We start from the raw sequence: 13,135 nt of genomic DNA on the forward strand, positions 1-13,135 counted from the left end.
GTGAGCACTGATTTCCCTGAGTTGACGTCGGACTCGGACCCGAGCGACGCTCCCGCCGCTCCCGTCAACCCGCTTCGTGACCCCACCGACCGGCGGCTCCCGCGCATCGCGGGGCCGTCCGGCCTGGTCATCTTCGGGGTCACCGGCGACCTGTCCCGCAAGAAGCTCATGCCGGCCATCTACGACCTGGCCAACCGCGGCCTGCTGCCGCCGGGCTTCTCGCTCGTCGGCTTCGCCCGCCGCGAGTGGAAGGACGAGGACTTCGCCAAGGAGGTCCACGACGCGGTCAAGGAGCACGCCCGGACCCCGTTCCGCGAGGAGGTCTGGCAGCAGCTCGCCAAGGGCATGCGCTTCGTCCACGGCACCTTCGACGACGACGACGCCTTCGACAAGCTCCGGGCGACCATCGAGGAGCTCGACAAGGCCCAGGGCACCGGCGGCAACTTCGCGTTCTACCTCTCGGTACCGCCGAAGTTCTTCCCGACCGTCGTCCAGCAGCTGAAGAAGCACGGCCTGGCCGACCCGCCCCAGGGCTCCTGGCGGCGCGCCGTCATCGAGAAGCCCTTCGGCCACGACCTGGAGAGCGCCCAGGAGCTGAACCGGATCGTCCACGAGGTCTTCCCCCGTGACGAGGTCTTCCGGATCGACCACTACCTGGGCAAGGAGACCGTCCAGAACATCCTGGCGCTGCGCTTCGCGAACCAGATGTTCGAGCCGATCTGGAACCGGTCGTACGTCGACCACGTGCAGATCACCATGGCCGAGGACATCGGCATCGGCGGCCGGGCCGGCTACTACGACGGCATCGGCTCGGCCCGCGACGTCATCCAGAACCACCTGCTCCAGCTGATGGCGCTCACCGCCATCGAGGAGCCGGCCTCGTTCCACCCCAAGGCGCTGGTGGCCGAGAAGCTCAAGGTGCTCAGCGCCGTCAAGCTCCCGGCCGACCTGGGCAAGCACACCGTGCGCGGCCAGTACGCGGCCGGCTGGCAGGGCGGCGAGGAGGTGCTCGGCTACCTCGACGAGGACGGCATCAACCCGGACTCCAAGACCGACACCTACGCGGCCATCAAGCTGGAGATCAACAACCGGCGCTGGGCCGGGGTGCCGTTCTACCTGCGCACCGGCAAGCGGCTCGGCCGCCGGGTCACCGAGATCGCGGTGGTCTTCCAGCGCGCCCCGTACCTGCCGTTCGACTCCTACGCGACCGAGGAGCTGGGGCAGAACGCCCTGGTCATCCGGGTCCAGCCGGACGAGGGCGTGACGGTGCGGTTCGGCTCCAAGGTGCCGGGGACCTCCTTCGAGGTCCGGGACGTCACGATGGACTTCGCCTACGGCGAGTCCTTCACCGAGTCCAGCCCGGAGGCCTACGAGCGGCTCATCCTCGACGTGCTGCTCGGCGACGCCAACCTGTTCCCGCGCCACCAGGAGGTCGAACTCTCCTGGCAGATCCTCGACCCGATCGAGAAGTACTGGGACGACCACGGCAAGCCCGCCCAGTACCCGGCAGGGACCTGGGGTCCGGTCGAGGCCGACGAGATGCTCGCACGAGACGGCAGGAGCTGGCGCCGGCCATGAAGATCGACCTCACGGACACCACGTCCAGCAAGATCAACGCAGCCCTGATGGAGGCGCGCCGGGCCAGCGGCTCCACCGCCGCCGGCATGGTGCTCACCCTGGTGATCGTGACCGACGAGGGCAGCGCCTACGACGCCCTCAAGGCCGCCAACGACGCCTCCCGCGAGCACCCCTCGCGCACCCTGGCGGTCATCAAGCGCGCCGGGCGCTCGCCCCGGGCGCGCGCGGAGACCCGCCTGGACGCCGAGATCCTGGTCGGCACCGCCGCCGGCTCCGGCGAGACGGTCGTCCTGCGCATGCACGGCGAACTCGCCGCCCATGCCCAGTCGGTCGTCCTGCCGCTGCTCCTGCCGGACGCCCCGGTGGTGGTCTGGTGGCCCGAGAATGCGCCGCTGCACCCGGCACAGGACCCGCTGGGCTCGATCGCCCAGCGCAGGATCACCGACGCCGTCACCGCCGAGTCGCCGGTGGGTCAGCTCGCCCAGCGGGCCCAGAGCTACACCCCGGGCGACACCGACCTGGCCTGGACCAGGATCACCGGCTGGCGCTCGATGCTGGCCGCCGCACTGGACCAGCGACCCTCCGAGGTCACCTCCGCGGTGGTCGAGGGCGAGTCGTACAACCCCAGCGTCGAGCTGCTCGGCCTCTGGCTGCACAACCGGCTGCACGTGCCGGTCGAGCGGGTCGTCACCGGCGGCCCGGGCATCACCGCGGTGCACCTGCGCACCAAGGACGGGGACATCACCCTGGACCGCCCGGACGGCCTGATGGGCACCCTGTCGATGCCCGGCTCGCCGGACCGCCAGGTGGCGCTCAAGCGTCGCGAGACGTCCGAGCTGATCGCGGAGGAGCTGCGCCGGCTCGACCCGGACGACATCTACGCGACGGCCGTCCGCACGCCGGTCGAGCGGCTGAGCCAGCCGGACACCGCCGAGACCGAGGCGGCCGAGGAGGCCACCCGGGCGGTGGTCTCCGAGGCCGCGGTGGCCAACCCGACCCGGGTGACCGCCAAGGTCCAGGACGCGTCGGAGCCGGCCGGGGAGGCCGCCCCGGCGAAGAAGGCCCCGGCCAAGCGCACCGGCAAGAAGGCGTCCTCGTGACGGCGGCGACCCCGCAGCTGGTCGTCCACCGGGACAAGGAACTGATGGCCCAGGCGGCCGCGGCCCGGCTGATCACCCGGATCGTGGACGCCCAGGCCGCCCGCGGCACCGCCTCGGTGGTGCTCACGGGCGGGCGCAACGGCAACGCGCTGCTCGCCGCCATCGCCGCCTCCCCCGCCCGGGACGCGGTCGACTGGGCCCGGCTGGACCTCTGGTGGGGCGACGAGCGCTTCGTCGCCGCCGACAACGCCGAGCGCAACGCCGTCCAGGCCCGGGCGGAACTGCTCGACGCCGTCCCGCTCGACCCGGCCCGGGTGCACGAGATGCCCGCCTCGGACGGCGTCGACGGCTCGGACGTCGAGGCCGCCGCGGCCCGGTACGCGGAGGAGCTGGCCAAGGCCGCCGGTCCGGGTGACCGCCTCGGCGTGCCCGCCTTCGACGTGCTGCTGCTCGGCGTCGGCCCGGACACCCATGTCGCCTCGCTCTTCCCCGAGCACCCGGGCGTCCGGGAGACCGGGCTGACGGTGGTCGGCGTGCGCGGTGCGCCCAAGCCCCCGCCGACCCGGATCTCGCTCACCCTCCCGGCCATCCGGGCGGCCCGCGAGGTCTGGCTGCTGGCGGCCGGCGAGGACAAGGCCGGCGCCGTGGCACTGGCCCTGTCCGGCCCGGGCGAGCTCCAGGCGCCCGCCTCGGGCGCCCACGGACGGAGCCGGACCCTGTGGCTGCTGGACCGCGCGGCGGCGGCTCAGCTCCCGCCGCAGCTGTACCCGCCGGCCTCGGCCTGACCGCGTTCGGCCCGACGGCATGACGAAGGGCGCCACCGTTCTCCACGGTGGCGCCCTTCGGCGTCGGTCAGGTGCTCAGATCTCACCGCGCAGCTTGGCCAGCGCCTCGGCGAGGATCGCCTCGCCGTCGGCGTCGGTGCGCCGCTCACGGACGTAGGCGAGGTGGGTCTTGTAGGGCTCGTTGCGCGAGGGGGCCGGCGGGTTGTGCTCGTCCTGACCGGCCGGAAACCCGCACCGCGGGCAGTCCCAGGTGTCCGGGATGACCGCCTCCGCGGCGAAGCTGGGACGGGTCTCGTGCTTGTTGGCACACCAGAAGGAGATCCGGTTGCGGGGGGCGGATTCGCCGCGCTCCGCCTCGCCCATCGGGCCGGCTCCGACCCTGCTGCCACGGATGGCGTTGCCACTTGCCACGGTCTGACTCCCTGCGTGCTGGTGCGCCGACCCGCCGCGGTGCGCGTCGGTGGCTAAAGTCGTCCTAGTGTAAGCAGGAGTTAAGGATGCACCGTCACCGACTCCGCCCCGGACCGTTCCAGCATAGGCCGCGGGGCGACAGGGCGTCAGAGATACGTCAGCTCTTGTACTTGAGCACCAGGCCGAGCACGATGATGCACGCGAACCAGGCGAAACCCACGATGACCGTGATGCGGTCCAGGTTGCGCTCGGCCACGGCCGAGCCGCCGCCGGTGGACATCGCGCCGCCACCGAACATGTCGGACAGGCCGCCGCCCTTCCCCTTGTGCAGCAGCACCAGGAGGACCATCAGCAGGCTGAAGATGATCAGGGCAATCGAGAACCCGAGAACCACGGCGGGACCAACTCTCTCGTATCTTCGGCGAAGGGGCCGGGCCGCACGATGCGGTCCGGCCCCAAAGCCTACGTTGCTGCGGCGGCGTTAGCCTACTGCCTGGTCACGGTACCGCACGATCTTGACGAACTCGTCGGCGTCCAGGGAGGCACCGCCGATCAGGCCGCCGTCGACGTCCGGCTTGGCCATCAGGCCGGCCGCGCTGGAGGACTTGACCGAGCCGCCGTAGAGCACCCGGACCTTCTCGGCCAGCGGGGCGTCGTACAGCTCGGCGATCCGCTTGCGGATGGCCGAGCAGACCTCCTGGGCGTCCTCGGGGGTCGCCACCTCGCCGGTGCCGATCGCCCAGACCGGCTCGTAGGCGACCACGACGGACTCGGCCTGGTCGGCCGGGACGTCCTGCAGGGCGCCGTCGAGCTGGGCCAGGGTGTACTCGACGTGGGTGCCGGCCTTGCGGATCTCCAGCGGCTCGCCGATGCAGAGGATCGGGGTGACCCCGCTGCGGTAGGCGGCCTTGACCTTGGCGTTGACGATCTCCTCGTTCTCGCCGTGGTACTGGCGGCGCTCCGAGTGGCCGATCACCGCGTAGGTGCACTTCAGCTTCGACAGCATCGGGCCGGAGATCTCGCCGGTGTAGGCACCGGAGTCGTGCTGCGAGATGTCCTGCGAGCCGTACTTGATCTTCAGCTTGTCGCCGTCGACCAGGGTCTGCACCGAGCGCAGGTCGGTGAACGGCACCAGAACGGCGACCTCGACCGACTCGTAGTCCTTGTCGGCCAGCGCGAACGCCAGCTTCTGGGTGTGCTGGATGGCCTCAAGGTGGTTGAGGTTCATCTTCCAGTTGCCCGCCATCAGCGGGAGACGCTCAGTCATTGCCTCAGCCTTCCAGGGCGGCGAGACCGGGGAGCGTCTTGCCCTCCAGGTACTCAAGGCTGGCGCCACCGCCGGTCGAGATGTGCCCGAACTTCGTCTCGTCGAAGCCCAGGATGCGGACGGCCGCGGCGGAGTCGCCGCCACCGACCACGGTGAACGCGTCGCTGTCGAGCAGGGCCTGCGCGACGGCCTTGGTGCCCTCGGCGAAGGTCGGGTGCTCGAAGACACCGACCGGACCGTTCCAGAACACCGTCTTGGCGTCGGCCAGCTTCGCCGCGAACAGCTCCCGGGTCTTCGGGCCGATGTCCAGGCCCTCCTTGTCCGCGGGGATCTTGTCGGCGTCGACGACCGCGAAGTCCTCGACCGGCTTGTGGGTCTTGGTGTCGGGGAACGACCCGGAGACCGCGATGTCCACCGGCAGCACGAACTCGACGCCGTTCGCCTTCGCCCGCTCCAGGTAGTCCAGGACGACCGGGATCTGGTCCTTCTGCAGCAGCGAGATGCCGACCTCGTGCCCCAGGGCCGCGAGGAAGGTGTACGCCATGCCGCCGCCGATGAGGATGCGGTCGGCCTTGCCGAGCAGGTTCTCGATCACGCCGACCTTGTCGGACACCTTGGACCCGCCCAGGACGACCACGTACGGCCGCTCGACCTCCTCGGTGAGCCGCTTGAGCACGGCCACCTCGGCGGCGATCAGGTCGCCGACGGCGTGCGGCAGGCGGGCCGGCAGGTCGTACACCGAAGCGTGCTTGCGGTGCACGGCGCCGAAACCGTCGCCGACGTACAGCTCGGCCAGCGCGGCCAGCTCGTCGGCGAAGGCGCCGCGCTCGGCGTCGTCCTTGCTGGTCTCACCGGCGTTGAAGCGCAGGTTCTCGAGCAGCGTGACCTCGCCGTCGGCCAGGGCGGCGACGGTGGCCTTCGCGCTCTCGCCCACGGTGTCGGTCGCGAACGAGACCGGCGTACCGAGGATCTCGCCGAGGCGGGCGGCCACCGGCGCGAGGGAGAACTGCGGGTCGGGCTCGCCCTTCGGGCGGCCGAGGTGGGAGGCGACGACGACCTTCGCACCGCGCTCGACGAGCTTGGCGATGGTCGGGGCGACGGCGCGGATCCGGCCGTCGTCGGTGATCGTGCCGTCGGACAGCGGGACGTTGAGGTCGGCGCGGACGAACACGCGCTTGCCGGCGACGTCGAGGTCTTCGATGGTCTTCACGGTCTTCGGTCTCCTGGGGAGATGGTTGCGCTGTTGGCAGCGGCACAACGGCGGGCCGCCTGGGAGTTGAGTTTCGAGGGTGCGCAGACGGAGGGCCCGGACGGCGTGCGGTGTCCGGGCCCTCCCCCCTACTTCACGTCAGCTCCCGCTGCGTCAGAGCTGGCCGCCGACGAGGGTGGTCAGGTTGACGAGGCGGTTCGAGTAGCCCCACTCGTTGTCGTACCAGCCGAAGACCTTGACCTGGTTGCCCTGGACCATGGTCATCAGCGAGTCGAAGATCGTGGAGAACGGCGAGTTCACGATGTCGGAGGAGACGATCGGGTCCTCGGTGTACTGCAGGATGCCCTTGAGGGAGCCCTCGGAGGCCTTCTGGAAGGCCGCGTTGACCTCCTCGACGGTGACGTCGCGCTCAAGGGTGACGACCAGGTCGGTGATCGAACCGGTCGGGACCGGGACGCGCAGCGAGGTGCCGTCCAGCTTGCCCTTCAGCTCCGGCAGGACCAGCGCGGTGGCCTTGGCGGCACCGGTGGACGTCGGGATGATGTTGAGGGCCGCGGCGCGGGCGCGACGCAGGTCCTTGTGCGGGAAGTCCAGGGTGACCTGGTCGTTGGTGTACGCGTGCACCGTGGTCATCAGACCCTTGACGATGCCGAAGTTCTCGTTGAGCACCTTCGCCAGCGGCGCCACGCAGTTGGTGGTGCAGGAGGCGTTGGAGATCACGTCGTGCTTGGCGGCGTCGTACTTCTCGTCGTTGACGCCCATCACGATGGTGACGTCCTCGTCGGTGGCGGGCGCCGAGATGATGACCTTCTTGGCACCGGCGGTGATGTGCTTCTTGGCCGCCTCGGCCTTGGTGAAGATGCCGGTGGACTCGATCACGATGTCCACGCCCAGCTCGCCCCAGGGGAGGTTGGCCGGGTCACGCTCGGCGATGACCTTGAAGGTCTTGCCGTCGACGGTGATGCTGTTCTCGGTGTGCGAGACCTCGCCCGGGAAGGTACCCAGGATCGAGTCGTACTTGAGCAGGTGCGCCAGGGTCTTGGTGTCGGTCAGGTCGTTGACACCGACGATCTCGATGTCCGCGCCCTGAGCCTTGACCGCACGGAAGAAGTTGCGGCCGATGCGGCCGAATCCGTTGATGCCTACCCGGATCGTCACGAACCGATCTCCTCGTTAGGTACGCCGGAGCTATGCCGACGGGGTGGAATTTGGGAGGTCCCCGACCGCCTATGACCCTACCTCTCCAAGGCCTGGGAGGGCACATCAGGCCGGGTCGGACGCCTTGGCGTGGCGTGTCAAGAGGGTGCGAGCAGGGCTTCCGTCCTTGCCGTCGGGGGCAGTTGGTCGCGGCCCGCGCGGACCGGTCCGAAGCCCCCCGGCCGCACCGTCCGGACACGGCACAGCCGGTGCCCGGAATCCGGACACCGGCTGGTCTGTCGTCACTGGCTGTGATCGCTAGTTGAGCGCCATCTCGTCGGTCAGATTGGCCTCGGTGCTCGGCAGGCCGAGCTCGGAGGCGCGCTTGTCGGCCATCGCCAGCAGCCGGCGGATCCGGCCGGCCACCGCGTCCTTGGTCAGCGGCGGGTCGGCCAGGGCGCCCAACTCCTCCAGCGAGGCCTGCTTGTGCTGCATCCGCAGCTGGCCGGCGGCGGCCAGGTGGTCCGGCACCTCCTCGCCGAGGATCTCCAGCGCGCGCTGCACCCGGGCGCCGGCCGCGACCGCGGCCCGGGCCGAGCGGCGCAGGTTGGCGTCGTCGAAGTTGGCCAGGCGGTTGGCGGTGGCCCGGACCTCGCGCCGCATCCGCCGCTCCTCCCAGGCCAGCACCGACTCGTGGGCGCCGAGGCGGGTCAGCAGCGCGCCGATGGCGTCGCCGTCCCGGATCACCACCCGGTCGACGCCGCGCACCTCGCGGGCCTTGGCCGGGATGCCGAGCCGGCGGGCCGCGCCGACCAGGGCGAGGGCCGCCTCGGAGCCGGGGCAGGTGATCTCCAGCGAGGAGGAGCGGCCGGGCTCGGTGAGCGAGCCGTGCGCCAGGAAGGCGCCCCGCCAGGCCGCCTCCGCGTCACAGGTCGCCCCGGAGACGACGGCCGGGGGCAGGCCCCGGATCGGCCGGCCGCGGCCGTCCACCAGACCGGTCTGCCGCGCCAGCAGCTCGCCGTCCTTGACCACCCGCACCACGTAGCGGCTGCCGCGCCGCAGACCGCCGGGCGCCATCACCACCAGGTCCGAGGAGTGTCCGAAGATCTCCAGGAGGTCCTTGCGCAGGCGTCGCGCTGCCGCCCCGGTGTCCAGCTCCGCCTCGATCACGATGCGGCCGCTCACGATGTGCAGCCCGCCCGCGAAACGCAGGATCGCCGAGACCTCCGCCTTGCGGCAGCAGGCCCGGGTGACCGGGAGCCGGCTGATTTCGTCCTTCACCGCTGGAGTCATCGCCATGGCCCGATCCTTCCATGTGTCCGGAAAATCCGGTCGTACGCGGCGGCCAAGAGCTCCGGGTCGTGTCGCGGCGTGCCGTCGGTACGGGCGACCCGGCCGAGCACCAGGGCCGCGCCCATCCGCTCCGCGGCCTTCTCCAGGCCGGCCAGGTCCGCCTGGCCGAAGGCGCCGCCGGTGACGGCGCGCTCGTCCACCAGGATCGCATCCACCGCGAGGGCGGGTGCGTGGTCGGCGATGACCTCCAGGTGGCGCTGCGGGGTGAAGCCCTCCGTCTCGCCCGGCTGCGGGGCCAGGTTCAGGGTGAGCAGCCGGCGCGCGCGGGTCTCGGTGAGCGCCTCGGCGAGTTCGGGGACGAGCAGGTGGGGCAGCACGCTGGTGAACCAGGAGCCGGGCCCGAGCACCACCCAGTCCGCCTCCCGGACGGCCGTGACGGCCTCCGGGACGGCCGGCGGCCCGTCCGGCAGCAGCCGGATGGACTGCACGGTGCCGGGCGTCACGGCGACGCTCGCCTGGCCCCGGACGGCGGACAGCTCGCCCGGGCTGGCCGGGTCGTGGCCGCGCACGACCGCCTCGATGTCCAGCGGTACCGCCGACATCGGCAGCACCCGGCCCTGGACGTTCAGCAGCCGGCCCACCCAGTCCAGGGCGGCGACCGGGTCCCCCAGCTTCTCCCAGAGCGCGACGATCAGCAGGTTGCCGACGGCGTGGCCGCCCAGGCCGCCGGAGCCGGTGAAGCGCTGCTGGATCACCTCGGACCAGGTCCGGCCCCAGTCGTCGTCGCCGCAGAGCGCGGCCAGCGCCTTGCGGAGGTCGCCCGGGGGCAGCACCCCGAGCTCCTCGCGCAGCCGGCCGCTGGAGCCGCCGTCGTCGGCGACGGTGACCACGGCGGTGAGGTCGGTGGTGAGCCGGCGGAGGGCGGAGAGCGAGGCCGAGAGCCCCTGACCGCCGCCGAGGGCGGCGATCCGGGGCGCCTGGTTGCCGCGGGGTGCCTGGTTGGTACGGGCCGGGCTGGTGCGGACCTGGCCGGTCCGCGGCCGGTTGGGCGACGCGCCGCGTGACGGGACCCCCGTCCGGTCGGCGGTCTTGTTCTGCGGCTGCCGCCCGGGCACGTATCCCGTCACACCTACCTCGCGTTCCTCTTGCCCGCCGCCGGCCTCCACCGGCGGCCCGGCAGGGGGTGAGGCGGCTACTCCCGTCCCATGTCACGGTGGACCAGCACCGTTTCGACGCCGTCCGCGATCAGACGCTTGGTCAGCCGCTCGGACATCGCGACGCTGCGGTGCTTGCCACCGGTGCAGCCTACGGCAAGGGTCATGTAACGCTTCCCCTCGCGGCGGTACCCCTCGGTGATGATGCGCAGCAGCTCCGCGTAGCCGTTGAGGAACTCGTTGGCACCGGGCTGTTGGAACACGTAGTCGGCGACGTCGGCGTCGGTGCCCGTCCGGGCGCGGAGCTCGGGCACCCAGTGCGGATTGGGCAGGAAGCGGCAGTCCACCACGAGGTCGGCGTCGACCGGGAGGCCGTACTTGAAGCCGAAGGACATCACGGTGGCGCGCAGCTCGGGCTCGTCGTGGTCGGCGAACTGGGCGTCCAGCTTGGCCCGCAGCTGGTGCACGTTGAGGTTGGAGGTGTCGATCACCAGGTCGGCCTCGCCGCGCAGCTCGCGCAGGAGGTCGCGCTCCTGGGCGATGCCGTCCACGATCCGGCCGTCGGCCTGGAGCGGGTGCGGGCGGCGCACGCTCTCGAAGCGCCGGACCAGGGCGTCGTCGGAGGAGTCCAGGAAGACCACGCTCAGCCGGACGCCGCGCTTCTCCAGCTCGTCCAGCGAGGTGAGCAGGTCGTCGAAGAACTGGCGGCCGCGGACGTCGACCACGGCGCCGATCCGGGCGACGTTCCCCTGGGAACGGGCGCCGAGGTCGACCATGGTCGGGATGAGGGCCGGCGGCAGGTTGTCCACCACGAACCAGCCCAGGTCCTCCAGGCACTTGGCCGCCGTCGACCGGCCGGCTCCGGACATCCCGGAGATGATCACCAGCTCCGGCACGTTCTCGCCCGCGGCCAGTGGTCGGGCGGTGCCGCCATCGTCGGACATCGTCACTTCGGTTCCCCGCTCTCGGTGGTTCTGCTGTGGAGAACGCGCGCGGCACGGCCACGCTTCCCCTGCTCACTCGGGCGAGTGAACGCGGGGCGCGCCGGCTGACGGACGGCGTCGGCCGTCATGGCGTCTCCTGGAATGGTGCGGTCTGGGGTGCGGCGTCGGTCCCGGTGCCGGCCGCCGGGCCGGCCGGGACGGCGCCGTCATCGATGATCTCGCCGGTGGCGGTGTTCACGGCGGGTGTCGCGGATGGACGGGACGACAACGCCGCCGCAACAGTCTCCGCCGTCCGGCGTCCGATGCCGGGGACGGCGCAGAGTTCGTCGACGGTGGCCAGCCGGAGCTTCTTCAGCGAGCCGAAGTGCTTGAGCAGCGCCTGGCGGCGAGTCTCGCCGAGGCCGGGGACGGAGTCCAGCTCCCCGGCGGTGAGTCGCTTGGACCGCTTGCTGCGCTGGTAGGTGATGGCGAACCGGTGCGCCTCGTCGCGGACCCGCTGGAGCAGGTAGAGGCCCTCGCTGCTGCGCGGCAGGACCACCGGGTCCTCCTCGCCGGGCAGCCAGACCTCCTCCAGCCGCTTGGCCAGGCCGCAGAGGGCGACGTCGTCGATGCCGAGCTCGTCCAGGGCGCGCTTGGCGGCGGCGACCTGCGGCTGGCCGCCGTCGACGACCAGCAGCTGCGGCGGATAGGCGAAGCGGCGCGGGCGGCCGGTCTCCGGGTCCACCGGGCCGACCACGACCTCCGGGCCGTCGGGGTCGTCGGACCCGCGGGCGGCGCCGTGCGGCCCGGGTGCGCCGGCCTCCGCGGGCGCGCCGGGGTCGTCCGCCTCGGGAACGGCCCACTCCCCGGTCTGCTCGCGCTCCTGGAGGTAGCGGCGGAACCTACGGCCGATCACCTCGTGCATCGAGCGGACGTCGTCCTGGCCCTCGAAGCCCTTGATCTGGAACCGGCGGTACTCGCTCTTGCGGGCCAGGCCGTCCTCGAAGACCACCATCGAGGCGACCACGTCCTCGCCCTGGAGGTGCGAGATGTCGAAGCACTCGATCCGCAGCGGGACGGAGTCCAGCTCCAGCGCGTCGGCGATCTCCTGGAGGGCGCGGCTGCGGGTGGTGAGGTCGGAGGCGCGCTTGGTCTTGTGCAGCGCCAGCGCCTGCTGGGCGTTGCGCTGCACGGTCGCCATCAGGTCCTTCTTGTCGCCGCGCTGCGGGATCCGCAGGTCGACCTGGCTGCCGCGCAGGCCGGTCAGCCACTCCCGGACCGGTTCGGCGGGCTCCGGCAGTGCGGGCACCAGCACCTCGCGCGGCACGGCGCCGTCGCCGCCGCCGTAGAGCTGCTGCAGGGCGTGCTCGACCAGGGCCGCGGTGTCGACGTCCTCGACCTTGTCGGTGACCCAGCCGCGCTGGCCGCGGACCCGGCCGCCGCGGACGTGGAAGATCTGGACGGACGCCTCCAGCTCGTCCTCGGCGAGGGCGAGCAGGTCGGCGTCGGTGGCGTCGGCGAGGACGATGGCGTTCTTCTCCATCGCGCGCTTCAGCGCACCGATGTCGTCCCGCAGCCGGCCCGCCTTCTCGTACTCCAGGTCGGCGGCGGCCTCCCGCATCTGCTCTTCCAGCCGGCGCAGGTAGTTGCCGGTGCGGCCGGCCATGAAGTCGCAGAAGTCCTCGGCCAGCTCGCGGTGTTCCTCGGCCGAGACCTTGCCGACGCAGGGCGCGGCGCACTTGCCGATGTAGCCGAGCAGACAGGGCCGGCCGACCTGGCGGGCCCGCTTGAAGACGCCGTTGGAGCAGGTGCGGACGGGGAAGACGCGCAGCAGCAGGTCGACCGTCTCGCGGATCGCCCAGGCGTGCCCGTAGGGGCCGAAGTAGCGCACGCCCTTCTTGTGCGCCCCGCGCATCACCTGGACTCGCGGGTACTCCTCGTTGAGGGTGACCGCGAGCTCCGGATAGCTCTTGTCGTCGCGGTACTTGACGTTGAAGCGGGGATCGAACTCCTTGATCCAGGAGTACTCCAGCTGGAGCGCCTCGACCTCGGTGGCGACGACCGTCCACTCCACCGAGGCGGCCGTGGTGACCATCGTCGCGGTCCGCGGGTGCAGCCCGGCGAGGTCCTGGAAGTAGGACGACAACCGGGGCCGCAGGCTCTTGGCCTTGCCGACGTAGATGACCCGCCCGTGGGCGTCGCGGAACTTGTAGACGCCCGGCGAGGTCGGGATCGCGCCCGGTGCGGGGCGGTAGGTGGACGGGTCAGCCATGGGTC

The 13,135-nt window shown here is 71.6% G+C and carries 12 protein-coding genes; 3 read left to right on the forward strand and 9 right to left on the reverse strand.

What is annotated here, in order from left to right:
* Nucleotides 1–21: 21 nt before the first annotated feature.
* The 3 genes from zwf to pgl are packed head-to-tail and all read left to right on the forward strand — an operon-like array spanning nucleotide 22 to nucleotide 3,463.
* Nucleotides 22–1,578: a glucose-6-phosphate dehydrogenase gene (gene zwf / locus ABZ497_RS11570; RefSeq protein WP_329492285.1), complete on the forward strand. Its 1,557-nt coding sequence runs from the start codon at nucleotides 22–24 to the stop codon at nucleotides 1,576–1,578.
* Entirely contained in the window at nucleotides 1,575–2,678 is a 1,104-nt protein-coding gene (gene opcA / locus ABZ497_RS11575; protein ID WP_359804429.1) for a glucose-6-phosphate dehydrogenase assembly protein OpcA, read from the forward strand. Before zwf ends, opcA begins: the two co-directional genes overlap by 4 nt.
* On the forward strand, nucleotides 2,675–3,463 hold the full coding sequence (pgl, locus tag ABZ497_RS11580) for a 6-phosphogluconolactonase (protein WP_329490013.1): 789 nt from the start codon (nucleotides 2,675–2,677) through the stop codon (nucleotides 3,461–3,463). The genes opcA and pgl overlap by 4 nt, the downstream gene beginning before the upstream one ends.
* A 75-nt stretch (nucleotides 3,464–3,538) precedes the next feature.
* On the opposite strand, the gene ABZ497_RS11585 is transcribed toward pgl, so the two are convergent.
* The 9 genes from ABZ497_RS11585 to uvrC form a co-directional block, all read right to left on the reverse strand.
* Entirely contained in the window at nucleotides 3,539–3,874 is a 336-nt protein-coding gene (locus ABZ497_RS11585) for an RNA polymerase-binding protein RbpA (protein ID WP_035841977.1), read from the reverse strand.
* Nucleotides 3,875–4,031: 157 nt separating this feature from the next.
* Nucleotides 4,032–4,268: a preprotein translocase subunit SecG gene (secG, locus tag ABZ497_RS11590; protein ID WP_359804430.1), complete on the reverse strand. Its 237-nt coding sequence runs from the start codon at nucleotides 4,266–4,268 to the stop codon at nucleotides 4,032–4,034.
* A gap of 87 nt (nucleotides 4,269–4,355) precedes the next feature.
* Nucleotides 4,356–5,141: a triose-phosphate isomerase gene (gene tpiA / locus ABZ497_RS11595; protein WP_329490011.1), complete on the reverse strand. Its 786-nt coding sequence runs from the start codon at nucleotides 5,139–5,141 to the stop codon at nucleotides 4,356–4,358.
* A 4-nt stretch (nucleotides 5,142–5,145) separates the two neighbouring features.
* Nucleotides 5,146–6,351, reverse strand: coding sequence for a phosphoglycerate kinase (locus ABZ497_RS11600; RefSeq protein WP_329490010.1), 1,206 nt, complete (start codon nucleotides 6,349–6,351; stop codon nucleotides 5,146–5,148).
* A 153-nt stretch (nucleotides 6,352–6,504) separates the two neighbouring features.
* Nucleotides 6,505–7,509: a type I glyceraldehyde-3-phosphate dehydrogenase gene (gene gap, locus ABZ497_RS11605; RefSeq protein WP_329490009.1), complete on the reverse strand. Its 1,005-nt coding sequence runs from the start codon at nucleotides 7,507–7,509 to the stop codon at nucleotides 6,505–6,507.
* A 297-nt stretch (nucleotides 7,510–7,806) separates the two neighbouring features.
* Complete coding sequence (gene whiA, locus ABZ497_RS11610; RefSeq protein WP_329490008.1) at nucleotides 7,807–8,787, reverse strand: DNA-binding protein WhiA; 981 nt, start codon at nucleotides 8,785–8,787, stop codon at nucleotides 7,807–7,809.
* A complete protein-coding gene (yvcK, locus tag ABZ497_RS11615; RefSeq protein ID WP_329492283.1) occupies nucleotides 8,778–9,749 on the reverse strand; it encodes a uridine diphosphate-N-acetylglucosamine-binding protein YvcK in 972 nt (323 codons plus the stop codon). Before yvcK ends, whiA begins: the two co-directional genes overlap by 10 nt.
* A 224-nt stretch (nucleotides 9,750–9,973) precedes the next feature.
* A complete protein-coding gene (gene rapZ, locus ABZ497_RS11620; RefSeq protein WP_329490007.1) occupies nucleotides 9,974–10,879 on the reverse strand; it encodes an RNase adapter RapZ in 906 nt (301 codons plus the stop codon).
* Nucleotides 10,880–11,003: 124 nt separating this feature from the next.
* Entirely contained in the window at nucleotides 11,004–13,130 is a 2,127-nt protein-coding gene (gene uvrC, locus ABZ497_RS11625; RefSeq protein ID WP_359804431.1) for an excinuclease ABC subunit UvrC, read from the reverse strand.
* Nucleotides 13,131–13,135 lie beyond the last annotated feature (5 nt).

This window comes from Kitasatospora sp. NPDC005751, assembly GCF_040630835.1.
Taxonomy (GTDB): Bacteria; Actinomycetota; Actinomycetes; order Streptomycetales; family Streptomycetaceae; genus Kitasatospora.

Bases quoted from the DNA above. Each gene is read 5' to 3' on its own strand.
- tpiA (WP_329490011.1), bottom strand. From the start codon at position 5,141: ATGACTGAGCGTCTCCCGCTGATGGCGGGCAACTGGAAGATGAACCTC.
- rapZ (WP_329490007.1), bottom strand. From the start codon at position 10,879: ATGTCCGACGATGGCGGCACCGCCCGACCACTGGCCGCGGGCGAGAAC.
- opcA (WP_359804429.1), top strand. From the start codon at position 1,575: ATGAAGATCGACCTCACGGACACCACGTCCAGCAAGATCAACGCAGCC.
- uvrC (WP_359804431.1), bottom strand. From the start codon at position 13,130: ATGGCTGACCCGTCCACCTACCGCCCCGCACCGGGCGCGATCCCGACC.
- whiA (WP_329490008.1), bottom strand. From the start codon at position 8,787: ATGGCGATGACTCCAGCGGTGAAGGACGAAATCAGCCGGCTCCCGGTC.